Genomic DNA, 24,940 nt, shown 5'->3' on the forward strand with positions numbered 1-24,940 from the left:
GCTTATAAATCGTTATGAAAAAGATATATCTCGTTACAATAATTTGTGCCTTTATAGTAATAAGTATCTTTGTTTTTCAGAAAATAAATGAACATAAGTATACTAAAGCTATTAATCAATCAAATCATATAAAAAATATCGCACATAGAGGTGCTTCTGCATATGCGCCTGAACATACAATAGCAGCATATAAATTAGGACAAAAAATGAATGGAGATTATATAGAAATTGATCTCCAAATGACAAAAGATGGGCATTTAGTGGCAATGCATGACGAAACCTTAAATCGTACAACAAATGGTACTGGGCTAGTGAAAGAGCATACATTAGAAGAAATAAAGCAACTAAATGCAGATTCTTTTTTCAACGAAAAATATCCGAACTTAGCAAAGAAAGAATTTGAAAATGCTAAAGTCCCAACATTAACAGAAATTGTTGAAACGTTTGGGCAAAATGCGAACTATTATATTGAAACAAAATCACCTAATGAATATCCAGGAATGGAAGAAAAATTATTAGAAATTATTAATCACTACGAAATACAGGATAAAGTTATTATTCAATCGTTTAGTGAAGAAAGTCTACAAAAGATTCATAGCTTAAATAGTAATATATCCTTAGTACAATTATTACCTTATAAAAAAGCAGTTCAATTAAAAGAATTAGAGATAGAAAAGTATAAAACGTACTGTATAGGTCTTGGTATGAATTACAAATATATTGATTCAGATTATGTAAATAAAATAAAGAAAAACGGATTAGAAGTTCATTCATTTACAGTAAATAATGAAAAAGATATGAAAAAGTTACTTTCATGGGGAGTCGACGGGATGTTTACTAATTATCCGGATCGTTTACATTCAATATTGGATTTGAAAAGTCATGAATAAGAAGTGTTATTCATAAAAGGGAAATTTACACAACCTATATATTAGGGTTATCAATGTAAGATGGCATGTTGCATATAAAAAGAAAATACCAAAAACCGCAACTGGAAGACCTGGCTTGCGGTTTTTTTATTGCTTCGATTTCAGTTTACAAAGTTTGAAGCTAGAAATGTAAATCTATTTAGATGAATTAGCTTCTTATGTATTTGTACTTCGTATCGTTCTAGGTATATGTACAACCCATTAGACGAGTTTTGCATATGATAATAGAAAAGGAGATGTTGCATATTGAAATACCAAACTAGAAACGTAAATAATCTGAATAAATTAGCGGATAATACGAAAGCTGCAGCTTTTAAGTGGTATCAGTACTGTATCGACAATGGAATTGAAGTATTAATTTATGAAACAATCCGTACAGTCGAGCAACAACGTGAATATGTTCGTAAAGGAGCATCACAAACGATGCGCTCATATCACTTAGTAGGACAGGCATTAGATTTTGTTCCAATTCAGTCGAATGGTACAGAAGATTGGAATGGCTATAATAAAGAACCGTGGGCTTCAGCAATTCGTTATGCTAAACAAATTGGTTTTGAATGGGGCGGTGACTGGAAAGGATTTGTGGATAGCCCGCATTTGCAATATAACTACAAAGGGTATGGAACGGATACTTTTGGAAAAGGTGCTCAAAACGTAGTGACTCCTCCCACGTCGAATGATAATGTAGGGGTTGCTTATATTAATGGTAGTAATGTAAATTTACGAAAAGGACCTGGTACTGGATATGGCGTTATTCGTCAATTAGGGAAAGGAGAGTCCTACAAAGTATTTGGACAATCAAATGGCTGGTTAAATCTAGGTGGCGATCAGTGGATTTATAACAATCCATCATACATTCGTTATACGGGAGGAAATGTACCAGCAACTTCACAATCATCAAATGATGGTGTAGGTGTAGTTACTATAATCGCGGATGTATTGCGTGTTCGTACCGGCCCTGGAACAAATTACGGCATTGTGAAAAACGTGTATCAAGGTGAAAAATATCAATCGTTTGGATATAAAGATGGTTGGTATAATGTTGGTGGAAATCAATGGGTTTCTGGTGAATATGTTACGTTTGTAAAGTGAAAATAAGAGCCGTCCAGTTGGGCGGCTCTTTATTTTAAATATTCATAGGGCGAACACTCATAATATCATTCGTGATACATAGAGTATAATTTTTCATTCTAATAATCAGAAAGTAATCAAAATGTAATTAATTTCAACTACGCTTTTTATATTTTTTTGATACACTGGCTACGAGGGGGATACCAATTAAGGTCGGTAAAAACCAAAACCATATTGGCGGAAGTAAATTTATAATGGGAATATGGATGCCGACATTTACTAAAAGTGCGGTGACTGCACCAATATAAGAACCTAACATGCCTCTAATGTGGTGATGGAGCCAATTTTTCCAACGTTTTTTTCGTGCAAGGTATCCATAAATCGCAAATGAATAAGAGAAGATTGCTACATAAAATAAATATGCGATTTTATCCCAGTTGATAATGGATAATATTATTGCCGTAAGGGTAATGACAACATAGGATGCATGATATATTTCGCCCCATTCGGCATGTTTTCCTTTCTTCTTTTGGGCAACCATCGCTACAATACCAGTGATTAAGCATATTGTTCCAAATAGGATGTGTATGGTTAAAAGAATGTTAAAAATGCTCATAATAATTCCTCCTTTTTTATTTTTATAGTATTGCAGTATAGGAGAAAAGTTGAAAAATATAGTTAGTTCGGCTTAATATATTGAAATAAAGGTACTCCTAGAACAAAACCCAATGATTTAAATATTTAGTGAGATGATTATTATGTTAAATGAAGGAGAGACTTCTATGTTTACATCTATTACATATTTACAATCGGGCAATGAGAAACAACAAAAAATATATGATGTTTTGAATAGCCTAAACATAATGGAGGATTTAGCTTTATATAATCCCGTTCTTTGCGGGACAATCCCTATAAGAATTGATACTCCTCAATCTGACTTAGATATTGTAATGGAAGTATATAACTTTGATGTTTTTGAGCAGGAAATGAGATCTTTATATGGTTCTTATGGAGGGTTCAACATAAAAAAGAAAAAAATTAAAGGTACTGAATCGATAAAGGTGAATTTTGAATTCGAAGGTTTTGAATTTGAATTATTTGCTCAACCGAAGCCAGTGCGTAATCAAAATGCATATAGACACATGATAGTGGAACACATGCTATTAATGCAGCATCCCCATATAAGGGAAGAAGTTATTCGCTTAAAGGAACAAGGTTTAAAAACAGAACCTGCTTTTGCTCAAGTATTAAATATTGACGGAGATCCTTATGAAGAACTTATTTTATTAGGGCAGGAAATGAAATTGTGGTAAATAAGATACATAAAAAAAATCCTCCAAAAACAAAAGAGGATTTTTTTTATGCCGTTAACTTCCGAATTAATTCACTGAGCAATTTAATTCCGTTAGTCATTTGTTCTGGAGTAGCATATCCATATGATAAACGAATGTACTGATCTGATTCTTCTTCATAAATACGTCCCGGATTTAAAAGAATTCCTTTTGATAGTGCCTCTGAAAATAGTTTTTTCATCGGAATGTTATGTACAACCTTTAGCCATATAAAAAATCCACCACTAGGAATATCCCATGATGCAATATCTGCACAATATTTATTTAAAGCTCGTATCATTATTTGTCTTCGTTCTTTCAGGTGCTTTCTTACGTTTGCTACATGTTCTTCATAAAAACCTTCATTTATCCATTCAGCAGCTACTCTTTGAGATAAAGAGCTGGATCCATAGTCTGTTTGCATTTTTATATCTGACAATCTATCAATAACAGGTTCTGGTCCGATTATCCATCCAATTCTAAGTCCTGGGCTAAGTGTTTTAGAGAGACTACCAATATATAATACATGTCCATGTTTATCCATCGACTTTAAAGGAGCTGGAGGTGATTCATCAAGCCATAACTCTCGGTAAATATCATCCTCGATGATAGGCAATTGCTCTTTTTCACATATTTTTAATATTTCTTTTCTTCGCTCTTTGGACATCAATATCCCCGTTGGATTTTGAAAACAAGGGATTGAATATAAAATATTATTCTTTTGACTATATTTAATTCGTTTTAATAAGTCGTTAGGTAAAATACCGTGATGATCCATTGATATACCGGATAAATTTATATTTGCTGATTGAAAAACATGAAGTGAATATAAGTAAGAAGGTTGTTCAAGTAAAACAGTTGATTTTCTATGTAAAAGACCAATCGATATTAATTGTAATGCTTGGAGTGCACCAGAGACTATTAATATAGAATCCGGTGATGCATGTATTCCAAATGATTTTACATATTTGCTTATTGCTTCACGTAACGGATAAAAACCTTTTTGTTCTTCGTATCCGAAATAATCTAATTCCTCACTGACGTTTTTTATTATAGATTGCATAGTTTCGAGCGGGAAAAGATGAGGTGCAAGTTCACCTTTACTAAGATGGATAAGCGTTTTATTTGCTTCTGCTTCATTTATTTCTCGCACCATTAACTTACTTGGTTTATAAATACCGGCCTTTACATATTCACTCCAATCGGGCGGGGGATTAGTTGCTAATAATGACCATGTATTATTTGTTACAATTGTTCCTGCTCCGATTTGTCCTTGAATTAAACCATCTGCCATAAGTTCATCTAGCGCATTTATTACAGTACTTCGATTTACATGAAATAATTGTGCTAACTGCCGCTGACTAGGGATTTTACTTCCAATTGGCCATTCTCCGTTTTCAATTTTTTCTTTCATATAGTCTATTATCTGCCGATATTTGGGCACTTTTTTATCGGTTGTCATATAAAAAACTCCTTCGTTAATTTAAAAGATTCAAAGTGGTTGGTTTTTCCGATAAATAACTGGTTGAAGACATTGTATCAACTATTAAATATGATGAAAAGAAATAATTGGTAATTTAAAAATGGTTGGTTTATTAAGGAGGGAGAGAAAACATGCATAATAAAAAATGGGATTTACGCATTATATGTGCTCATGCTTTTACAATTCTTATATGGGGAACTGCTTTTCCAGCAATTCGTCTGGGGCTTGAATCTTATACGCCTGAACACCTTACTTTACTACGCTTATTAATCGCCTCATTTATACTTTTGTTATTTTCATTTATATACAAACTACGACTACCGGATTTAAAGGATATCCCAGCAATTTTTATATTTGGTGCTTTAGGGTTTACTATTTATCACATCGCATTAAATTACGGCGAAAAAACAGTAAATGCTGGATCTGCAAGTTTAATTATTTCAGTCACCCCAATAGTGACGGCAATTCTTGCTTCTGTTTTTTTGAATGACAAAATGAAATTAAATGGTTGGCTTGGTGGTGTAATTAGTTTTGCAGGAATTGCCTTAATTTCATTTAGCCAGGGCGATGCTATTCAATTGAATAGCGGGGGATTATTTATATTATTAGCGGCGATTTCAGAAAGTCTATTTTTCGTTTTCCAAACATCTTACTTAAAAAAATACGGCTTCTTACCATTTACCATATATACAATTTTGTCTAGTACTGTATGTATGCTTATTTTCTTACCCGGAGTTTATCAAGAAATACTAGCAGCTCCTCTTGAAGTTAACTTGAGCGTTATATATTTAGGTGTCTTTCCAACAGTACTCCCGTATATTGCATTGGCCTATATTATATCTCGTGCTGGTGCTTCTGAAGCAACAAGTTCTCTATATTTAACGCCAATAACTGCGTGTTTCATTGCTTGGATATGGTTAGGAGAAGTGCCAACTTTAGTTTCGATAATTGGCGGAGGAATTACTATACTTGGAATTGTGATTGCTCATATACCGGTATTAAGAAAAGAAAAACATAGGAATTTAGCAAATAATCAATCCGTATAATGTAATTCAATAATAATTTTATGATACTTTTTTATATAGTTTCTTTCTTATGTTGATAAATATAATATTTTGTATTTCAGTTAAATATTGTATGTTACATTTTATGTAGTAAGCATTTTAAAAGGAGCTGACAACATAATGAATGGAAAAAGAAAAATTTTCACATGTATTTCTATTGTAGGAATCGGACTAGCTAGTTTTTCTAATTCTAGTTTCGCAGCAAGTGTAACGGACAATTCAATACAAAATTCTATTCCCGTAGTTAATCAACAAGTAGCTGCTGCAAAGGAAATGAAACCATTTCCCCAGCAAGTTAATTATGCAGGTGTTATAAAACCGAATCATGTTACACAGGAAAGTTTAAATGCTTCTGTAAGAAGTTACTACGATAATTGGAAAAAGAAATATTTGAAAAATGATTTATCTTCTTTACCTGGTGGTTATTACGTAAAAGGAGAGATTACAGGTGATGCGGATGGGTTTAAGCCACTTGGAACTTCAGAAGGTCAAGGGTATGGGATGATAATTACAGTATTAATGGCTGGTTATGATTCGAATGCTCAAAAAATCTATGACGGTTTATTTAAAACAGCAAGAACTTTTAAAAGCTCTCAAAATCCTAATTTAATGGGATGGGTTGTCGCAGATAGTAAAAAAGCACAAGGTCATTTTGATTCTGCTACTGATGGGGATTTAGATATTGCGTATTCTCTTCTTCTTGCTCATAAGCAGTGGGGATCTAATGGAACAGTTAATTATTTGAAAGAAGCACAAGACATGATTACAAAAGGTATTAAAGCTAGTAATGTTACAAATAATAACCGACTAAATTTAGGAGATTGGGATTCTAAAAGTTCACTTGATACGAGACCATCTGATTGGATGATGTCACACCTTAGAGCATTTTATGAATTTACAGGTGATAAAACTTGGCTTACTGTTATTAATAATTTGTACGATGTTTATACGCAATTTAGTAATAAATACTCTCCAAATACAGGACTTATTTCAGATTTCGTTGTAAAAAACCCACCACAACCCGCACCTAAAGACTTCTTAGATGAGTCAGAATATACAAATGCATATTATTATAATGCTAGTCGAGTACCTTTAAGAATTGTAATGGACTATGCGATGTACGGCGAGAAGCGAAGTAAAGTCATTTCTGATAAAGTCTCTTCATGGATTCAAAATAAAACGAATGGAAATCCTTCTAAAATTGTGGATGGTTATCAATTAAATGGATCCAATATTGGTAGTTATCCAACTGCTGTATTTGTTTCACCGTTTATTGCTGCAAGTATAACGAGTAGCAATAATCAAAAGTGGGTAAATAGTGGTTGGGATTGGATGAAGAATAAGAGAGAAAGTTATTTTAGTGATAGTTATAATTTATTAACTATGTTATTTATTACAGGAAATTGGTGGAAGCCTGTACCTGATGATAAAAAAACACAAAATCTAATAAATGATGCAATTTATGAAGGATACGATAATTAATTAAATTTGAGAATGGTTACTGAAGAAAGGAATTAGCATTCGCTAGTTCCTTTTTAATGTTTTGTAAAACATTATCCATTCTAAAATTCGCATAGATATACTTGCTTTTTTCATATACATAGTTATTGATGACTCTATGTTTTTATGAAGGGAGAGTATTTCTTGGAAAAAGTATTATTTTTCGGAGACCCAGGTATTGATGACTCATTTGCCATTATGTATGGTTTACTGCATCCCGAAATTGAAATTGTCGGTATTGTAACCGGATACGGAAATGTTGAGCATATACATGCTGCACATAATGCAGCGTATATTTTACAGTTAGCAAATAGACAAGACATTCCTGTCATTAGTGGTGCAACAAAACCACTTACAGAAGAAATCACTACGTACTATCCTGAAATTCACGGAGCAGAAGGATTAGGGCCCATCCATGTTCCAGAAAATATATTATCTATTCCAATATATAATTTCGGCAGTATTGCTGCGATTCTTATAAAGTACGGAAAAGATTTAACGATTGTTGATGTAGGAAGATCTACCTCGTTAGCAATTGCTTTTAATTTATGGAGTGACTTAATGCTGAATGTAAAAGGAATCTATTTCATGGGTGGTGTCTTTTTAGAAGTAGGAAATGTAACACCATTAGCGGAGGCAAACGTGTATGGAGATCCTATAGCAAGTAAAATTGTTTTCCATCAAGCAAAGAATTTATTAATATTCCCTTTAAATGTAACAAACAAAGCTGTGTTAACACCAAATGTATTTAACTATATTCAAGCTAATACAAAGAATCCATTTCATATGATAATGAAACCCATGTATGATTACTATCTATCCGCATACCAAAAGCTTAATCCATCTATCGAAGGACCTTTGCTACATGATGTGGTTGCAATAAGTGGATTAGTAAATCCAAGTTTTTTTGAATTTGTGCATCGTACAGTAAATGTAGATACATACGGAGATACGAAAGGACAAACATTTGCTGATTTTCGCCCTAGCTCTATATCTGATGGAGCACATATAGCACTAGAAATAGATGAACAAAAATTCATTCAAGATTTTATAAAAATCATGTTATAAGTTGCTGTCGAAAAAGGGAATTATTTCACTACGTTGAATATAAACATACATCCTCTATATAAGGGAGCTTACAATATTGAATGTCCAGTTAAAGGTTGTTACGAGAGAAAATTGGGAAGAGGCATTAAAGCTACAAGTTAAAGGAAATCAGTTGAAATTTGTTCCATCCGTAGCAGTTTCGCTTGCTAAAGTATATATAAAACCAGATGGTGACAATGTAGAGTACATACCATTCGCTATATACGATGGTGACCTTATGGTTGGTTTTGTTATGCATGCTGTTGTAATAGAGACATCGGATATGTATTGGATTAACGGATTTATTATTGATCAATCGCAGCAAGGTAATGGTTATGGAAAAGCAGCATTACAAGAAAGTATTGATATAATAAAAAATACTTTTAAATCGTGTAAAGAAATAAGATTAACCGTACATAAAGATAATATCTCTGCAAAGAAATTATATGAACGATATGGTTTCATATCATTAGGGCAGGAGTATGATGGTGAGCAAGTATATCGTTTATTTGTTTAACTATTAGGAAGTAAAGGTGTGAAATGAACACTTCAATTTACTGAAGCGAAAATTGAAGTGTTCATTCCTAAAGAATATATTGAAACATTAAGGGATGAATTAAATAAAATTGGAGCATGTAAAACGGGCGAATATGACCATTGTCTTTCCTATAGTTCAGTGAAAGGATATTGGAGACCTTTAGAAGAGGCATCTCCTTTTAATGGAGAAATTGGTCAAATATGCGAAGGACAAGAATGTAAAGTTGAAATAAAGTGTAAACGAGAACTTGTAAAAGATGCTCTTGAAGTTATTAATGATATTCATCCGTATGAAACACCTATGATTTATATTATACCAATACTAAATGACTATTTTGAGAAACTATACATTAAATAACTAGGAGGAATATCAATTGAAAAGTAAATTTCATCATATTGTACGAGCAGTCATGATAAAAGATGAAAAATTATTAGTTGCTGAATATATCGGCCATCATTATTTTTTACCTGGTGGCCATGTTGAAATTGGAGAATCAGCAGAGAATGCATTAAAAAGAGAGTTAAGAGAAGAACTTGGAGTAAACTGTAGTATACAACAATTTTTAGGCGTCATAGAAAATCAATGGCAAGATAAAGAAGTTCTTCATCATGAAATTAACCACATTTTTGAAGTAGAGTCACAAGATTTACATACGGATTTAACACCGAAATCTAGCGAGTCTCATTTAGCATTTCACTGGATAGCTTATAATAAAGAAGCCTTAAATCATTATGAAATCATGCCAATGCCTTTAGTAAAGGAATTACTAGAAAGTAAGTTAAATGATGAACTCCTAAATTGTTGGATTAGTAATTTTTAAATCACTTTATTTATAGTAAATACGTCCATCGAATGAATATAAAGAAAATAGGCTGAAAAACAAGGTACATCACCTAGTGTAAGTTCATATTTTGTTGATGTACGCATTTAGTCTATAGTCTTGTTTCTACTTTGTTTAAAAGAATTTATTAACTTTAATATTTGGACGGAATTTACATTTATAAATGGAGGGTTTCATAATGAATCAGTTTCAACAAGAACTACAATCATTAAACCTTAATGATTATCAAACTGGCAATGTTGTGTATTGGGATCAACAACAAAGTCAATATCCATACTATTACATTCAAGACGATGCACGTCGTTGCGGCGGATGTGGCGGTTGTGGTGGACGTTGCGGTGGATGTGGCGGTAGATGTGGTGGTTGTGCAGGTCGTTGCGGCGGATGTATAGGATGCGCAGGATGTTTCAGTTGCTTTAATTGCTGGAACTGGTGGATTATTTAAGTATAGAAAATCCAAGTTATTTTATATGAAAGAAAGGTGTAAAAACTATTTTGCACTTTTCTTTCATGCTGTAATTTTGATGTGTATTAAGGGGGATTTATTTGTATATATATGATAAGTTGATTTCTTGGGTAGAGGATATAAAAGAAAAAAATCATAGTTCTGCTACAGCACTTTGTATTATAAAAGATAATAAAATCGTACTAGAGCATTATAGTGGTTATCACTCAAATACATCTACAAGCAAGAAAGTAACAGCATCTTCACAATTTAACGTTACTTCTGCTAGAAAATAGCGTATGCGCTTTATGAGGGGAAAATAAACTCTATTGATGATGAAGCGATAAAATATTTTAAAGACTTTGATCCTGCATTGCTTAGTAAAACGACGATAAGACATTTAGTAACACATTCGCACGGATTAGAAGAAACGAATGACAGGACAATTTTTCGTGAATTTGCACCGGGACAATCATGGGCGTAACGTCTTATTTATCAGCTATATAACAAAAGTTTTCCTGAATTGTTAAAGGAGCATGTGTTTAAACCTGCTAATTTTCAAGAAACAGGTTGGAGAGTTCAGCGAGATGAAAATTTAGTTGACGTTGTTAATGATCCAAATGAAGACGCAATTAGTGAAATTGGTACGGTAGATGACGGTATTGAAAAAAAATTATTTGTCTCAACTAGAGAATTTGCGCAGTGGGGCAATCTTCATTTAAATCAAGGTATGATAGATGATAAACAAATTGTTCCAAAAGAAGTTATAAAAATCGCTACATAAACAAAGAGCTACCACAAAATGGGGTGTTTTGGTTCATCCAAAATGAGCCTGCACAATTAAGCGAACTTGGTGAACGTATTCCAAAAGGGTCGTATCAAATATTAGGGATTACTGGACCGACTATTTTAGTAATACCTGAATATAATGTAGTTGTTGCAAAAATGTATAATAAAAGATATAACTACGGTGGTGATAATTACTTATATTATTTACGTGAATTTAGTAATTTAGTCGCTGATACATTTAGTAACGGTAATAGGGCATAATTACTCCTATAACAAAAAGGAGTGATTGAAAATGAAAGATAAAGTGAACAAAAATAAAAAGCAAAATATAAAAGATGTAAATACAGAGCAAAATGCAATTTATAGCGATCCTAAAGATGCAGCTAATATGCAAACTGTACCGCAGCCGAAAGATTTTGATGAAATCGAATATTAATTTTTCATCCGACTATATGATGAATGAAAAATACGTCTTAAGTCTCATAACATTTAAGAAATTATTTGATAACATATATACATAAGCATTTGAAAATGTCTTATCTTAACAAAGCTTTCTTTAGAAATATCTGATATAACCTGCAAAAGGCACTTCTTTATGAAGTGTCTTTTTGTGTATATGAACTTAATTACCATTTTCCGTACAGTATCTTGCAATTTATGATGGATATACTAACTGTGAAAATTCATGTCAAGATAAAAGAAGGGGACAGTTAGTATGAAACAAACTTCTATAAATCCGTTACTAATTGTTCTAGGTACAATCATCGTTCAAATTGGCCTTGGAACAATTTATACATGGAGTTTATTTAATCAACCCCTTGTAAGTAAGTTTGGATGGAATCTTAATTCAGTAGCGATAACTTTCTCCATAACTAGTTTTTCTTTATCATTCTCAACTTTATTTGCAGCCAAGTTGCAGAAAAAATTAGGACTTCGAAAACTTATTGCTACTGCAGGAATTGTTTTAGGACTCGGCTTAATACTTAGTTCACAAGTTTCTTCTTTACCACTATTATATTTATTAGCTGGTGTCGTTGTTGGTTATGCGGATGGAACAGCTTATATTACATCACTATCTAATTTAATTAAATGGTTTCCAAATCGGAAAGGGCTTATTTCAGGTATATCTGTATCAGCGTATGGAATGGGCAGCTTAATCTTTAGATATATAAACGGAAATCTTATCGATAACCTTGGTGTATCACAAGCATTCTTATATTGGGGTATTATCGTGTTACTTTTAGTGTTAATCGGATCGTTCTTCTTACGTGAGGCAATTGTAAGTAATGCTGTAACTGAAACATTACACAATGACTATACTCCGCGTGAAATGATGCGAACGAAACAAGTATATCTGCTATTTTTTATGTTATTCACCTCGTGTATGGGTGGTTTGTATTTAATCAGTATGGTAAAAGATATCGGCGTACAACTTGTTGGACTTAGCGCAGCAACCGCTGCAAACGCCGTTGCTATGATTGCAATCTTTAATACAGTAGGTAGAATCATTCTTGGGACGTTATCAGATAAAATCGGGCGAATGAAAATTGTCTCTGCAACGTTTATTATTATAGGTTTGTCAGTCTTTACTTTAAGTTTTATTCCGCTAAATTACGGGATCTATTTTGCTTGTGTAGCAAGTGTCGCCTTTTGCTTCGGCGGTAATATAACTATATTCCCAGCTATTGTCGGAGATTTCTTTGGATTAAAAAACCATAGTACAAATTACGGGATTGTCTACCAAGGTTTCGGATTTGGTGCGCTTGCAGGATCATTCATTGGAGCGATACTTGGAGGATTTCAACCAACTTTCATTATAATTGGTGTTTTAAGTGTTATTTCCTTCATTATTTCAATATTAATCCGTCCACCAACTGCAGAGAAGACAAAGGAACTAAAACATCTACATCGGAAAGTGGCGTAATACTAAAAAGAGTCCTAATATAGGGCTCTTTTTAGTACAAAACATTTTTTGTGTAGAGAGAATAGAGTTATTTAATTTAAAATGAAATGAGTAGCAGATACTTAGAATATTCATATTGTTTTATAAAGGAACTAACATGTTGCTAAAAACATTTAGAAAATTACAGTTAACCAACTTTGTGATGGAACGTGCACTTCATTCATAGACCATTATTTTCTTATAAGTTTACAATGAAAGTAGTTGGCTTTTATTGATTACAACCATAATTTCTTCTGTTGTGGCATTCGCTACAACAAATATTGATGACATTTTTATACTGCTTGTTTTATTTTCACAAGTAAGAACAGAAGTAATTAGGAAAGAAGGAAGAGCTGTCCGCGAAAAAGCTACGAGAAAAAAACTTTATATTGTTATTGGACAATATTTAGGATTTAGTATGATTATTTTTCTAAGTATCATTGGGTCTTTAAGCTCTTTTTTCATTCCTGTTTCGTGGATTGGGTTATTAGGATTAGTGCCAATTTATATGGGGGTTAAAGGACTATTGTCACTTCGTTCTTATAAAAGTAATGAAGTTATCGATAACGTTACTGTTTCATTATTTAAAGTAGCTTCAATTACATTAGCTAATGGAGCTGACAATATTTCGATTTATATACCAATGTTTGCTAGTCAAACTCTTGAAACAAATATCGTTACATTAGTTATCTTTTTTTCCATGATAGCGATATGGTGTTTTATTAGCTACAAATTGATAAAAGCTCCTATACTAGCTAAAGTACTTGAGGAAGACTGTCATATTATTGTTCCAATTGTTCTAATTGGTTTAGGAATGTTCATTCTTTTTCGTAGTGGTACAATTGGACTATTCTCCTAAGGTGTTGAAATAACGGAAGTTTTCATAAAAAAGAATTGAACAATTTTAATATTTTTTGAGCAATTACATTCATTGAGATTAATTAGATTCTACACAACGTATATAAGTCTTATTACAGATGAAATGTAATAGGGCTTTTTTTATTTTAGTGAAATGAAACAATTGTATTAGTGATCTACGACTATTATTTAAACAGGACATTAGAATTTTGAAGTTGAATAGCTATCGTAAAAGGAGTGTGATACTTAAAATGAAAATAGTACAGCAGTGGGTACAAGAAGATAGTGATTACATAAGAGAGAAAGTAATTGAATATAATCAAAAATATCTCGCAGATGAAGAAAAAACACCTTCAGAAAAGGTTAGTTTCATAGTAAGAGATGAAAAAGAAGAAATCGTAGGCGGGGTAACAGCGATAACTTTTTGGCACCATATACACGTTGACTTTCTATGGGTTTCTGAAGAATATAGGCATGAAGGTTACGGAACCAAGTTAATAAAACTTATTGAAGAATTTGCAATTGAAAAAGAGTGCAGGTTAATCAATTTAGATACTTTTAGTTTCCAAGCTCCTGATTTTTATAAGAAGCATGGATATAAAGTAATCGGAGTAAGTGAAGATCATCCGAAAGGACACAATCGATACTATTTAGAAAAACGCCTAAAAAGTATATAGAATTTGTTAACATTAGTATTTGGAATACACATGCAATAAGGGCGAGGTTATTATTAATTTCAGTATTAATTGAATCAATTTTTATTCTAAAACTGCAAGAACGTACTTTGGATAATCTTCCTAAGGTACGTTCTTTTTTTATATCAGTAGCCTATTCTTATTAACTCCAACAATAGCGGTAAAGGCAAGACTTAACTAACTTATATATATTAAAAGGAGTTAATGGTAAAATGAATAGAAGACAGAAAATTCCTTTTATTAAAAATAGAGGAGGTACATATGAAAAAAGTAAATGTTACATATGCACTTTTATACGATAAAACAAACGAAAAGATCTTAATGGTAAAAAATAAAGGGGAAAATGGTTCTTATTATACATTACCAGGTGGCGCAGTTAAATTAGGAGAAACGTTAGAAGAAGCAGTAATTCGAGAAGTAAAAGAAGAAACAGGGTTACATATAAATGTAAACGGGATTTGTTCTATCAGCGAAGCCTTTTTTGAGGAAAGAGATCATCATGCAATTTTCTTTAATTTTCTAGGCGAAATAATCGGCGGGGAGACATATATATCAAGGCCAAAAGAAATCGAAGAGATTACTTGGATGGAATTACATATAGCAGCACCGTATTTACGCATACCAGAACATTTACTAGATTTATTACAAAGGAAAGAAACAGTACCGTACTTTTTTAACGGAACAATCGTTCATCAATCTTCATAAAAATATTATCTCATGTAAGGTGGGGAAAATATGGAGTTCATCGTTAATCACAAACAATTTACTCAAGCACTTTCAGAAGTTAACAAAGCGATATCAACAAAATCTTTAATTCCTATATTAACTGGTATAAAAATAACTGCAGATCAATCTGGAATTACTTTAATTGCAAGTAACTCGAATATTTTTATCGAAAAATTCATTCCTGTTTCAATTGAAGACGAAAAGATTGCAACTATTTTAAAGGCAGGAACTATTGTTGTACCTGCAAAGTATTTCATTGAAATAATAAAGAAAATGCCAAGTGATATAGCAATAAAAAGTAAGAATGAGCAATTAATTACGATACAATCAGAAGAAATCACATTAAGTTTAAATGGATTTCCTGCAGATGAGTTTCCGAATGTACCGCTTATAGACAACCATGCAGAAATCAAGATAGAAACAGAGCAATTGATTGAAGTATTTAAACAAACAGTCTTTGCGGTAGCGAAAAATGAATCTAGACCTGTTCTTACTGGGGTGCATATAGAGTTATCTAATAATAAGTTAATTTGTGCTGCAACTGACTCACATAGACTAGCGATACGTGAAACATTGCTTTCCTCAGATGTAAAAGCAAATTGTATTGTACCAAGCGCAACCATTAGTGAACTTCTAAAATTAATGAACAGCAATTCGGAATTCGTATATATCTACCTTTCAGAGAGTCATATTATATTTACGTTTGGAACAACTACATTATATTCAAGACTAATTGAAGGGAAATATCCTAATATTTCTAACCTTATTCCAAATGACTTTAAAACGATTATTAACATAGATAGAAAAAAGATATTACAAGGTGTAGACCGATCAAGTTTATTAGCAAGTGAATGGGCCAATAACAATGTTAACTTAGAAATCATAAACGAATCTACAATTAAAATTTCTTCAAACGCTTCTCAAATTGGGCAAATATCCGAAACGCAACAAATAGATGCGATTCAAGGTGAAAAACAATTAAATATATCTTTCGATGGGCGTTTTATGGTTGATGCTTTAAGAGCAATAAAAGAAGAAACGATTACTTTAAGCTTTGGCGGTTCTATGAGACCGATATTGATTGAAGCAGGAGAGCAATCTGCAGCAGTACATCTTATATCACCAGTAAGAGCTTATTAGGGATAGAGGAAGGGATTACATTATGTACAAGCAGACTTTTGTTTTATGAAATCATAAATTAATACATTATAAGAATGATGTATTAGTAAAGCAAACAGTTTACTAAATCCTACATAATATAATTCAATCATAGACAAAGCAGCAATGGTAATCTGAAATACAAAGCAAAATAATAATAACCTAAATATAAAAGCATAGATTAATCGATATGGGGTGAGTACGATGAAGAAAGTAATTGTTTTACTCATTGGTATAGTTTTAATTATTTTTGCTTTTTATCAATACAACAAAAAAGACTATGCAGCTAAAAGTACTAACTTGTATGTAGAAGACTTTAAAGGGGCAAATGATTCAATAAAAATACAATCTGCTATTAATAAAGCAGCGTCTAGTAAAATAAAAACCGTATTGCTTGATGATAAAAAGTATAAAATCACGTCACCAATCACTGTTAAAAAAGGTGTGAAATTATTATTTGGTTATGGATCACAATTTGTGGTTGAGGGAAACTTTAGAGTTCTAGAACTAGAGAAAAACGCATCCATTGAAGGAGCGTATATAGCTATTGACGATCCTAAATTTAACTCTGAAGTTATTTATTTAGACGGTAAAAATAAATATTATAACACTTGGAACAAAACACAAATAAAAGATATAAATATTATTAATTGGACGGAAACGAATAAAGGTACCGGAATTTCTTTATACTCTGCTGGAAAAGAAAATGAAATTTCGTTTGTTAACTTCGAAAACATTAAAATTGTAGGAATGGAAACCGGACTAAAATTAGTAGCAAAAAAACCGAGCACCGGACAAGCTTGGATAAATGCCAATCGTTTTATGAACTTTTCTTTAGAAGACTGTGTAAATATGATTTATATGGATAGTCAAGTAACTACGCCAAATGAAATTAGTGGGAATCAATTTACAAATCTTCAAATACAGCCTTCAAATAAAACAAAAAGCATTATACAGGTAAGTGGTCAGCATAATGAATTTCATGGGATGGTGTGGGATTTAAATAAAATAAAACATGAAAACGAACTCATTGAACTGACTGAAAAGAGTATGAATACAGTGGTTGAAATGTCCAGTGTACCAACAAATAGAGTTTTAGATAGTGGGAAATCCAATATAATAAAGTAATATTTTTATTTATGAATTCACTTCTAAAAGCAGATAGAAATAAAAATTTTAGACAGGAGATTCAATATGTGGAAAACAAATATTATCAAAACTACTAGAGGGAAATTTGAGTATTTTGTGAAGGGAGAAGGGCCACCTTTATGCGTTACACATATGTATAGTGAATATAACAATAATGGAAATACTTTTGCAAACCCATTCACTGATTTTTATAGCGTATATTTAGTTAATTTAAAGGGTTGTGGGAATTCAGATTTAGCAAATAGCGATTCCGAATTTAGTATGACGGAAACGGTTAAAGATTTAGAAGCGATTCGGGAAGCTTTATATATTAATAAGTGGGGATTTGCTGGTCATTCAACAGGAGGGATGTTAGCTCTTGTATATGCGACTGAAGCACAAGAAAGTTTAACGAAAATAATTGTTGGTGGCGCAGCGGCGAGTATGGAATATGCATCCCATAAAGATAGTATATACTGTAGTAAAAATGAAAAATTTAATAGAATCGTATCAATTATGAATACATTAAATGATGATAGTATAGTACAAGAAGAAAGAAAAGCATTAAGTAGAGAGTGGGCACTTATGTCTTTTTATTCTGAAGAAAAGCTTGAAGAGGCATTAAAATTGCCGAATAGCGGAAAGACAGTTGGCAATCGGTTAAATTATTTTAGACAAGTTGAATATAAAGATTATGATGTTCGTCAGAAACTTAAATTCGTAAAAATCCCAAGTTTTATATACTGTGGTAAGCATGATGCGCAATGTCCCTACATATTTTCTCGTGAAATAGCAAATTTAATCCCGAACGCAGCATTAACTAAATTTGAAGAAAGTAATCATAATCCATTCGTTGAAGAAATAGACAAGTTTAATCAGTTTGTAAACGATACATTATAATCAATAAGTAAAAAGCGAATCTTCTATATAAGACAGATTCGCTTTTTACTATAATTAGACTTTTCGCCACCAAGCATACCTAGGATAGTCTGTAGATTTCAACGTAATAGATTCGCCAATTTGAGGCGTTGTAATTTTAACACCTAAACGGTTGGCTTCTTTCGTAACACGTTCTATCGGGTCACTCCATTCGTGTAATGCTAACGTAAAAGCACCCCAATGAATCGGAAGAAGTATTTCTCCTTTAACATCAATATGAGCTTGTACCGTTTCTTCAGGCAACATATGAATAGCAGACCACCTCGGATCATATTGCCCGCATTCCATTAATGTAAGATCGAATGGACCGTATTTATCACCAATTTCCTTAAAGTGAGGGGCATAACCGCTATCACCACTAAAGAAAATTTTAGTCTCTTGACCAAGAATAAGCCATGAACACCATAATGAACGATCTCTATCTGTCATACCACGTCCCGAGAAATGCCTTGCAGGCGCACATACTAACTTAATATTATCAAACGTAATTTCGTCCCACCAATTATGCTCACTAATTTTACTAGGCGAAACACCCCATTTAATAAGATATTGTGCAACTCCAGTTGGAACATAAAAGTGCTTTGCGCGATCTTTTAACTGCATAATACTTTTGTAATTCAAATGATCATAGTGATTATGAGAAATGATAATCGCATCAATTTCTTGAAGGTCATCACGTTCTAAAGAAAAAGCACCACTATAGCGTTTACTATTAAACAAAGGAAATGGGGAAGAGGCATCTCCAAACATCGGGTCTAATAACAGTTTTTTACCTTCTATTTTCAAAAGAGAAGCAGAATGGCCAAACCATGTAACACTCTCTAACGGTTCATTATCTTTATTTGATAAAACGATAGGTAAACCCTTTATAGGACGCAGCTTTGATTTTATTTTAAAGTAATCCGTCATTAAACTTATAATATCTTTCGGTTTAAAACTCATATCAGTATGAATTTGATTTGTATATTTCTTATTCATTCGTTCTCCTTTTTACGATTAACAATTTACGTATGTTGTTATTGTAGCTATTTGTAGTTTAAACTATATTATTTTACCTTTCATCTAAAATGCCTTGTATTTCATAAATCCGTCAAATTCATTATTTGTATTTATAAAGTACAAATCGCACAGCAGCAGCTAAGACAAATATTAAGTACATGTAAATTGTTTTTATTTAGTAAATTCCTTCTTATACGCAACGAAGAACGTATGTTTCGTTGTATGTTATAGAAGAAAATATGTCTCTAATAAAAGAAAGGAAGGAGAGGATGTAAGTGCACATAGAGCGAAAAAAGAAATCAAAATGTAAACTATCAAAATCTGAAATAACGCAGCTATATGCAGAGGGGAAGAGTACCTCAGAGATCGCTACACTTGCTAATGTGTCTGCAAGGTATATTCGTATGGTTTTATCAGACAATAACGTACCAAGGCGCGCTATAGGGAGTTGGAAGAGAAAGTATGACATAACAGAAGATTATTTTAAAACGTGGTCAAACAATATGGCTTATATTTTAGGGTTTATAGCAGCAGATGGTGTTATACAGAAAGAAAATCAATGTGTCAGTATATCTCAAAAAGAAAATTATATTTTAGAAGATATAAAAAAAGAACTAAAAACAAACCAGCCACTTTATCAAAACAAAAAAACAGGCGTATATATGCTAAATATTAATAGTAAAACAATAAAAGACGACCTTATGAACATACACGGAATTATGCCATGTAAATCATTTAACATCGAATTTCCTTTTGTACCAGAAGAATATTTGCATCATTTTGTTCGTGGGTATTTTGATGGGGATGGTTACGTCAAGTATGAAACTTATACAGTTAATTTCGTAGGTGGATCATATAACTTTATGAATTCTTTACATGAAATTCTTCAAAATCGCAATTTACGAGCCGATTTACTAAATCAAAACAAACATTATCGCGTTATTTTATCTGGAAGAAAATCAATACAACTATTTTCAAATTGGATTTATAAAGACAAAGATATTTATTTGCATAGAAAATATGAAGTGTTTCAGAAAGAAAGTCTGAGTTTAGATCAATTACAAGATCGAAAATTAAAACAAACTCAAACTGCCGTTAAACAAAGAAAACAAAATTTCCTTGAAGAATATATGAAAAATAAATGTAATACTACAACTTGTTCAAATTTAGAAATAAGCGAATCGGCTTTCAAACGTTGGCTAAAAAATGATAATCAATTTAAAAGAGATTATGAAAAGATTAATTTAACAATGTCCACTAGCGATAACTAAATATAAAATCTTAAAAAACCTTAGAATAGGTATGAAGATAGCTATTCTAAGGTTTTTTATTTTTAAATCATAAAGGATTCTTAATTTTATTGATTGAATATAGTAAATACATAGATTTTACAATTGTCTTGATAAAAAAGGAGAGATACACCTTGCAAAAGAAATTTATCAATCCAGAAACGATGCCACCAACTTTTGGATATTCACATGTAGTGGAAGTTAGTAACGCTAAACGAACAATTTACATATCTGGACAAGTAGCGATTAACACTGATGGTCAAATAGTTGGCATTGGTGATTTAGCTACACAAACGCGACAAGTTTTCGAAAATATTAAAAGTGCATTAGAAACTTCGGAATTAAGATTTAATGATGTAGTAAAATTAACATTTTTCCTAACAGATATTTCTCAAATGGCCACTGTTAGAGATATACGAGATCAATACATTGATACTAAAAATCCACCAGCAAGTTCAGCTGTAGAAGTTAGAAAGTTAATTAACGATAACTTTTTAATTGAAATCGAAGCAATTGCTGTAGCAAACTAATTTTAAAAACTTATTATGAATCATATCCATGCAATTCGGTTAATGCGTTCAGTTAAAACGAATTGCATTTTTTATTGTCTTAAATGTAATTCATATCTGGAGACATTTTCATCAACAACTTATAAAACAAACAACTAAACAATCCATCACACAGAATGATTAAAAAGAACGAGGGGAGGCTAATCACAAAATAAACTTACATATAATAAGTTTATTATTTAAAGTTAGTTAACATAATATATATTATAGGCAGTTATAGAAACAAAGTAATATCAGGTATCAAAAACCAAGTAAACTATACTTAATGAGACGAAACAGAGATTTTTAGTGAAATTCACATGAAATCTTATCTAAACAAATTTCTTCAGCTTTTATCGTTTTTATTTGTTATAAATTCATCACAGCAAATCTTAATCAATAATCACTTAAGATTTAACGAATTAAAAACATTTTTGATTGGTAAGAAATTTTTATACAGAAAAATTATTTCTATACAAAATATAAATTAGTAATTTTATTTTATGTTTTACTTAATGAATTTATTGCTATTTGCACATGTTTTACAACTTTACATTATTTGTTGTTATTTCTGTTATTTAGGCTTGACTTTCATTACACTCATTGTTTTTTATTCTAGTTAACATAACGCTTATTTTTAACATAAAAAAATCCTCCTCACCTTCAGGAAGATTTTTTGTTTGCTATTATTTTATTTATATCTTCTAGTAACAATCCCAATTGTAAATGACGTTGGAAAAATCTAGATTTAACAGCTCTTCCTTACGTATAAAGAAATTAGCAACCCCAGAATCGCCCCACATAATATTTAATGAATCGTCTGTATCGATTTGCAACAATAATATATCATGTTGCTGGTATTTTTCTTCCCATTCTCTCGGATCTGTCTGTGTGAAAAATGGATATCCACCAATTTTATGTCCTTGATCTTTACATAAATCATCATACAGTTCGCCTAATTCTGTATTATTTTCTTCATCAACAATTTCTTCCCAATCAATGTTATCACTAAAAATCATTTCAAATCGATAATCTCTTGGTGTTACTGGTTGATATGCCAACTCAAACTTTAGTTTTGCTGCTTTGGGTATGATAAAATTCTCTAAATCTAAAGTGTTTAAATAACTAAAATCAGTAATCACCTTAGTTAAATCCGCTGTGATTGTAGAATGATAAACAATTCGAAAGTCTTTTTGGCTTGTGGGATGATCAAAATCTGCTCCAAAAAGATCTTCTTCAGCACTTATGAAAAACTGTAACATTCCATGTTGAGGCATATGTTCAATGTTTGGTATTTCTTCAAGGTTTAACTGCGCAAGTAGCATCATAGGTTGTCCGTTTGAGTCTTTAGGATGCTCTTGATCTATAGGTAAATACGGATATCCACCAAACTTACTTTCAAAAAGCGTTGTCTCTGCTAATGTTCCAGACACTTTAACATACGGTTTCACACTTTCTTCTAAAATACTACGATACTGTTCTAGTTCTTTCGGAATTTGAAGTTGATACGTATTCTTCACTACATTTGCCTCCTTTTAGTAATGAATTGAAAATGCCTAACTTAATTATATAGTAAGCGATAGCTTAATTGAAAATCGTTAAAAATCCATTTTCACCCTCATTTTTTGCGCGCTTGGTGGACAAAGTAGATTATGTTCTAAAACCTTTTTATTAATAGTTCGAATTAAATCCGCTGCTTCTGCAGTATTTGTATTTTCTTTTAGCTTTTCTTTTAAATCATCAATTTCTTTTGAAAGCTCAATCCACCTAGGTAAAACATGATTATTTGCTAAAGTTCTATAAAGTTGCTTTTCAGGATTGTAAGAAAGATCTTTATCAAGATTAAGAGGTTTCCCTTTACCAGGTAAATTATCAAAAGCTCCTTTTTGTTCTGCTTGTTTAACGATAGAACTAATATGATCCTCATACGTATAGGACCAAACTTTCTCATCTTTTACTAAAATCTCTTGTTTTTTTAGTTTTTTATCTAGTTCTTCTTGATTCATAGATTTTCTCTCCTTTTTATTTTATAGTGTGGTTTTTATCTATTTCAAAGCTTTCAATCCATCTAACAACTTTTTTCACCCTCACACGCTATCATGACCGTCTCGAAACTCTTCATAAGTGGTTTTTGTACCCTTTATCTTTTAAAGCTCTATACAAGTGGTTATTGGCCGTTAAAAGAGGTTTGTTTTCAAGTTGTCCTGCTACCATATAAAAGTGAAGTTGAGTTGCAATAGAATTTATAGATGAAATTTGATTTTCAATCCAAGGAATATCGTTTTCAAAAGTTAGTTCTTCTAGCTGATTAACATGATCTACAGCAATACATGGCGGTATTCCATTTTCGTAAATTAAATAATTGAGTGTTTTTGCGATTGAAGATTACTTAATGCATGGATTTTTATTAAAGACAATGAAATGTTCTTGAAGATGTGAAGTTTGAGAATAATTATGAGGTAGATCAAGATGTTTTGCCCTTGCTGCAATGTGGCAGTAAGGATATTTAATTTTTAAGAGCCTTGCTACACTTTTGTAATAAGACTCTTTAAATGAGTTATTTACTAGAATAATTGTCTATTGCTTGAATAGAAAGTTCCAACGATTTTATTCTTCTTTCTAAAAGCGTTCTTTGAGGACTCCCAAGCTTTGACTTAACGTAAATCTTTTCAATTGATGGAAGCAAACCAATTAGAACATTACGAGCTTCTGCTAAATCTTCCTGAGTATAATGATGAGTTTCTTGCTTCCAAACACTTTCTAACATAGCTAAGCCGATACTAGCTGCTTTGAGTCTTTTTTTCACTAAAGTAGTATTTGATCCTTTTTGAGTCATCTGTGACAAGGCATTTTCAAGTTTACTAATTGTTGACTGTAAAGATTTTATTGATTCTACTTTATCTATATTTGATACGTTTTTCATGTTAATGTTATCCCTTCTACGTTGCTAACTTGTTTTGTTTAATGTTTAATGAAATCCTTAAAAGCTTGATTTCACTCGAAATATTTTAACATAAATAACTAACTGTATTCGAGTTGGACAATAACTTAAAGCAAAACAGCTATTCCTCTCTCCTCCCCTGTAGCATTCTATTATATGTACTTCTTTCTTCTCATTAGAATTCCTATATAAACTAGTTGTTAATATTGAATGTTTTATGAACAAAAAAACGTACAAGTAATGTAACCTGTACGTTTTCGCTTTTATTCAGTAAGGTAATAAAGTAATAGCTTCCTGGTCTTCTCATAATTCATGAAATCTCTATACAAAATAGGATACTTCACAATTTCTGTTTCTATAAAACGATATTGCGGAAACCACTCAAAAAACGATTTTTTTAACCACTTGATTTGCTGAAACGTAATGTTCTGTTCGTTTCCGTTTAGTACAGAACTTAAAGTAGCTGCTGTATGCATCCAATAATGATTAAAATCAGCGTTTATACAGTCATCTTCGGTAAACTCACTTTTTAAGTTTAGCTGCATTTTTGCTGTAGCACGATAAGGAAACGATTTGTACAGTGGACTATGCATTCTCTGCAATTCATTAAAAATCACCTTTTTACCTAATAGCAACTTTC

27 protein-coding genes and 2 pseudogenes are annotated in these 24,940 nt (G+C 31.8%); 21 read left to right on the plus strand and 8 right to left on the minus strand.

The window, feature by feature from the left end; translation table 11 throughout:
* The first annotated feature begins 14 nt into the window (after window positions 1-14).
* Window positions 15-890 carry a glycerophosphodiester phosphodiesterase gene (locus OXT04_RS03305; RefSeq protein WP_098289739.1) on the plus strand — a complete coding sequence of 292 codons (876 nt, stop codon included), beginning with the start codon at window positions 15-17 and terminating at the stop codon, window positions 888-890.
* A gap of 285 nt (window positions 891-1,175) precedes the next feature.
* Entirely contained in the window at window positions 1,176-2,021 is an 846-nt protein-coding gene (locus OXT04_RS03310; protein ID WP_267412982.1) for an SH3 domain-containing protein, read from the plus strand.
* Window positions 2,022-2,154: 133 nt separating this feature from the next.
* Here OXT04_RS03310 and OXT04_RS03315 read toward each other — a convergent pair whose 3' ends face one another.
* Complete coding sequence (locus OXT04_RS03315; RefSeq protein WP_098361093.1) at window positions 2,155-2,616, minus strand: DUF2306 domain-containing protein; 462 nt, start codon at window positions 2,614-2,616, stop codon at window positions 2,155-2,157.
* Window positions 2,617-2,782: 166 nt separating this feature from the next.
* Between OXT04_RS03315 and OXT04_RS03320 the strand changes: the two genes are divergently transcribed.
* Window positions 2,783-3,313, plus strand: coding sequence for a DUF4269 domain-containing protein (locus OXT04_RS03320; RefSeq protein WP_000495197.1), 531 nt, complete (start codon window positions 2,783-2,785; stop codon window positions 3,311-3,313).
* A gap of 46 nt (window positions 3,314-3,359) precedes the next feature.
* Here the strand turns inward: OXT04_RS03320 and norG are convergent, their stop codons facing one another.
* Entirely contained in the window at window positions 3,360-4,793 is a 1,434-nt protein-coding gene (gene norG / locus OXT04_RS03325; RefSeq protein ID WP_267412986.1) for an efflux pump transcription regulator NorG, read from the minus strand.
* Between the two features lie 152 nt (window positions 4,794-4,945).
* On the opposite strand from norG, the gene OXT04_RS03330 reads away from it, so the two are divergent.
* The 16 genes and pseudogenes from OXT04_RS03330 (at window position 4,946) to OXT04_RS03405 (ending at window position 18,484) form a co-directional block, all read left to right on the plus strand.
* Window positions 4,946-5,860 carry a DMT family transporter gene (locus tag OXT04_RS03330; RefSeq protein WP_072938617.1) on the plus strand — a complete coding sequence of 305 codons (915 nt, stop codon included), beginning with the start codon at window positions 4,946-4,948 and terminating at the stop codon, window positions 5,858-5,860.
* Between the two features lie 138 nt (window positions 5,861-5,998).
* Complete coding sequence (locus OXT04_RS03335) at window positions 5,999-7,360, plus strand: family 8 glycosyl hydrolase (RefSeq protein ID WP_016122599.1); 1,362 nt, start codon at window positions 5,999-6,001, stop codon at window positions 7,358-7,360.
* Between the two features lie 162 nt (window positions 7,361-7,522).
* Complete coding sequence (locus OXT04_RS03340) at window positions 7,523-8,446, plus strand: nucleoside hydrolase (protein ID WP_000416776.1); 924 nt, start codon at window positions 7,523-7,525, stop codon at window positions 8,444-8,446.
* A gap of 76 nt (window positions 8,447-8,522) precedes the next feature.
* Complete coding sequence (locus tag OXT04_RS03345; protein ID WP_001102684.1) at window positions 8,523-8,981, plus strand: GNAT family N-acetyltransferase; 459 nt, start codon at window positions 8,523-8,525, stop codon at window positions 8,979-8,981.
* A 57-nt stretch (window positions 8,982-9,038) separates the two neighbouring features.
* Window positions 9,039-9,359 carry a divalent cation tolerance protein CutA gene (gene cutA, locus OXT04_RS03350; protein ID WP_000470501.1) on the plus strand — a complete coding sequence of 107 codons (321 nt, stop codon included), beginning with the start codon at window positions 9,039-9,041 and terminating at the stop codon, window positions 9,357-9,359.
* 16 nt (window positions 9,360-9,375) lie between these two features.
* The gene (locus tag OXT04_RS03355) at window positions 9,376-9,822 is read left to right on the plus strand and encodes an NUDIX domain-containing protein (protein ID WP_000836831.1); all 447 of its coding nucleotides are present in this window, start codon (window positions 9,376-9,378) and stop codon (window positions 9,820-9,822) included.
* 199 nt (window positions 9,823-10,021) lie between these two features.
* Window positions 10,022-10,288: a heterocycloanthracin/sonorensin family bacteriocin gene (locus tag OXT04_RS03360; protein WP_001071389.1), complete on the plus strand. Its 267-nt coding sequence runs from the start codon at window positions 10,022-10,024 to the stop codon at window positions 10,286-10,288.
* A 101-nt stretch (window positions 10,289-10,389) separates the two neighbouring features.
* Window positions 10,390-11,338, plus strand: a pseudogene (locus OXT04_RS03365) (serine hydrolase domain-containing protein).
* Between the two features lie 31 nt (window positions 11,339-11,369).
* Window positions 11,370-11,513: a hypothetical protein gene (locus OXT04_RS03370; protein ID WP_000653680.1), complete on the plus strand. Its 144-nt coding sequence runs from the start codon at window positions 11,370-11,372 to the stop codon at window positions 11,511-11,513.
* Window positions 11,514-11,792: 279 nt separating this feature from the next.
* Entirely contained in the window at window positions 11,793-13,001 is a 1,209-nt protein-coding gene (locus OXT04_RS03375) for an L-lactate MFS transporter (RefSeq protein ID WP_000815137.1), read from the plus strand.
* 250 nt (window positions 13,002-13,251) lie between these two features.
* Window positions 13,252-13,878 carry a cadmium resistance transporter gene (locus OXT04_RS03380; RefSeq protein WP_098648346.1) on the plus strand — a complete coding sequence of 209 codons (627 nt, stop codon included), beginning with the start codon at window positions 13,252-13,254 and terminating at the stop codon, window positions 13,876-13,878.
* Between the two features lie 250 nt (window positions 13,879-14,128).
* A complete protein-coding gene (locus OXT04_RS03385) occupies window positions 14,129-14,554 on the plus strand; it encodes a GNAT family N-acetyltransferase (protein WP_267413013.1) in 426 nt (141 codons plus the stop codon).
* Between the two features lie 279 nt (window positions 14,555-14,833).
* Entirely contained in the window at window positions 14,834-15,277 is a 444-nt protein-coding gene (locus tag OXT04_RS03390; protein ID WP_029442479.1) for an NUDIX hydrolase, read from the plus strand.
* A gap of 30 nt (window positions 15,278-15,307) precedes the next feature.
* Window positions 15,308-16,438, plus strand: coding sequence for a DNA polymerase III subunit beta (gene dnaN, locus OXT04_RS03395; RefSeq protein ID WP_267413015.1), 1,131 nt, complete (start codon window positions 15,308-15,310; stop codon window positions 16,436-16,438).
* A gap of 222 nt (window positions 16,439-16,660) precedes the next feature.
* On the plus strand, window positions 16,661-17,584 hold the full coding sequence (locus tag OXT04_RS03400; RefSeq protein WP_061660868.1) for a hypothetical protein: 924 nt from the start codon (window positions 16,661-16,663) through the stop codon (window positions 17,582-17,584).
* A gap of 66 nt (window positions 17,585-17,650) precedes the next feature.
* Complete coding sequence (locus OXT04_RS03405) at window positions 17,651-18,484, plus strand: alpha/beta fold hydrolase (RefSeq protein ID WP_000266020.1); 834 nt, start codon at window positions 17,651-17,653, stop codon at window positions 18,482-18,484.
* Window positions 18,485-18,538: 54 nt separating this feature from the next.
* Here the strand turns inward: OXT04_RS03405 and OXT04_RS03410 are convergent, their stop codons facing one another.
* Window positions 18,539-19,501, minus strand: coding sequence for an MBL fold metallo-hydrolase (locus tag OXT04_RS03410; protein WP_097822167.1), 963 nt, complete (start codon window positions 19,499-19,501; stop codon window positions 18,539-18,541).
* Window positions 19,502-19,797: 296 nt separating this feature from the next.
* Here OXT04_RS03410 and OXT04_RS03415 point away from each other — a divergent pair, with 296 nt between their 5' ends.
* On the plus strand, window positions 19,798-20,793 hold the full coding sequence (locus tag OXT04_RS03415; protein ID WP_097822166.1) for an LAGLIDADG family homing endonuclease: 996 nt from the start codon (window positions 19,798-19,800) through the stop codon (window positions 20,791-20,793).
* 152 nt (window positions 20,794-20,945) lie between these two features.
* A complete protein-coding gene (locus tag OXT04_RS03420) occupies window positions 20,946-21,341 on the plus strand; it encodes a RidA family protein (protein ID WP_001169707.1) in 396 nt (131 codons plus the stop codon).
* 722 nt (window positions 21,342-22,063) lie between these two features.
* Here the strand turns inward: OXT04_RS03420 and OXT04_RS03425 are convergent.
* The 5 genes and pseudogenes from OXT04_RS03425 to OXT04_RS03445 form a co-directional block, all read right to left on the minus strand.
* Window positions 22,064-22,879 (minus strand): YwqG family protein, encoded by an 816-nt coding sequence (locus OXT04_RS03425; RefSeq protein WP_053564295.1) that lies wholly within the window; start codon window positions 22,877-22,879, stop codon window positions 22,064-22,066.
* A gap of 78 nt (window positions 22,880-22,957) precedes the next feature.
* Window positions 22,958-23,365, minus strand: a complete 408-nt coding sequence (locus OXT04_RS03430) for a DnaJ family domain-containing protein (protein ID WP_001987779.1) — start codon at window positions 23,363-23,365, stop codon at window positions 22,958-22,960.
* A gap of 81 nt (window positions 23,366-23,446) precedes the next feature.
* Window positions 23,447-23,840 (minus strand): annotated as a pseudogene (locus OXT04_RS03435) (hypothetical protein); the annotation flags it as partial.
* Window positions 23,841-23,916: 76 nt separating this feature from the next.
* Window positions 23,917-24,282: a hypothetical protein gene (locus tag OXT04_RS03440; protein WP_029442483.1), complete on the minus strand. Its 366-nt coding sequence runs from the start codon at window positions 24,280-24,282 to the stop codon at window positions 23,917-23,919.
* Between the two features lie 281 nt (window positions 24,283-24,563).
* The gene (locus OXT04_RS03445; RefSeq protein ID WP_097822165.1) at window positions 24,564-24,935 is read right to left on the minus strand and encodes a YxiJ-like family protein; all 372 of its coding nucleotides are present in this window, start codon (window positions 24,933-24,935) and stop codon (window positions 24,564-24,566) included.
* Window positions 24,936-24,940: the final 5 nt, after the last annotated feature.

It is taken from the genome of Bacillus sp. GC_Bacil_1, assembly GCF_026540675.1.
In the GTDB taxonomy this organism is placed as follows: Bacteria; Bacillota; Bacilli; order Bacillales; family Bacillaceae_G; genus Bacillus_A; species Bacillus_A cereus.

Coding starts and splice junctions, on each gene's coding strand:
- OXT04_RS03305 (WP_098289739.1), top strand. CDS start 15: ATGAAAAAGATATATCTCGTTACAATAATTTGTGCCTTTATAGTAATA.
- OXT04_RS03315 (WP_098361093.1), bottom strand. CDS start 2,616: ATGAGCATTTTTAACATTCTTTTAACCATACACATCCTATTTGGAACA.
- OXT04_RS03320 (WP_000495197.1), top strand. CDS start 2,783: ATGTTTACATCTATTACATATTTACAATCGGGCAATGAGAAACAACAA.
- norG (WP_267412986.1), bottom strand. CDS start 4,793: ATGACAACCGATAAAAAAGTGCCCAAATATCGGCAGATAATAGACTAT.
- OXT04_RS03330 (WP_072938617.1), top strand. CDS start 4,946: ATGCATAATAAAAAATGGGATTTACGCATTATATGTGCTCATGCTTTT.
- OXT04_RS03335 (WP_016122599.1), top strand. CDS start 5,999: ATGAATGGAAAAAGAAAAATTTTCACATGTATTTCTATTGTAGGAATC.
- OXT04_RS03360 (WP_001071389.1), top strand. CDS start 10,022: ATGAATCAGTTTCAACAAGAACTACAATCATTAAACCTTAATGATTAT.
- OXT04_RS03370 (WP_000653680.1), top strand. CDS start 11,370: ATGAAAGATAAAGTGAACAAAAATAAAAAGCAAAATATAAAAGATGTA.
- OXT04_RS03375 (WP_000815137.1), top strand. CDS start 11,793: ATGAAACAAACTTCTATAAATCCGTTACTAATTGTTCTAGGTACAATC.
- OXT04_RS03385 (WP_267413013.1), top strand. CDS start 14,129: ATGAAAATAGTACAGCAGTGGGTACAAGAAGATAGTGATTACATAAGA.
- OXT04_RS03390 (WP_029442479.1), top strand. CDS start 14,834: ATGAAAAAAGTAAATGTTACATATGCACTTTTATACGATAAAACAAAC.
- dnaN (WP_267413015.1), top strand. CDS start 15,308: ATGGAGTTCATCGTTAATCACAAACAATTTACTCAAGCACTTTCAGAA.
- OXT04_RS03400 (WP_061660868.1), top strand. CDS start 16,661: ATGAAGAAAGTAATTGTTTTACTCATTGGTATAGTTTTAATTATTTTT.
- OXT04_RS03405 (WP_000266020.1), top strand. CDS start 17,651: ATGTGGAAAACAAATATTATCAAAACTACTAGAGGGAAATTTGAGTAT.
- OXT04_RS03410 (WP_097822167.1), bottom strand. CDS start 19,501: ATGAATAAGAAATATACAAATCAAATTCATACTGATATGAGTTTTAAA.
- OXT04_RS03430 (WP_001987779.1), bottom strand. CDS start 23,365: ATGAATCAAGAAGAACTAGATAAAAAACTAAAAAAACAAGAGATTTTA.
- OXT04_RS03440 (WP_029442483.1), bottom strand. CDS start 24,282: ATGAAAAACGTATCAAATATAGATAAAGTAGAATCAATAAAATCTTTA.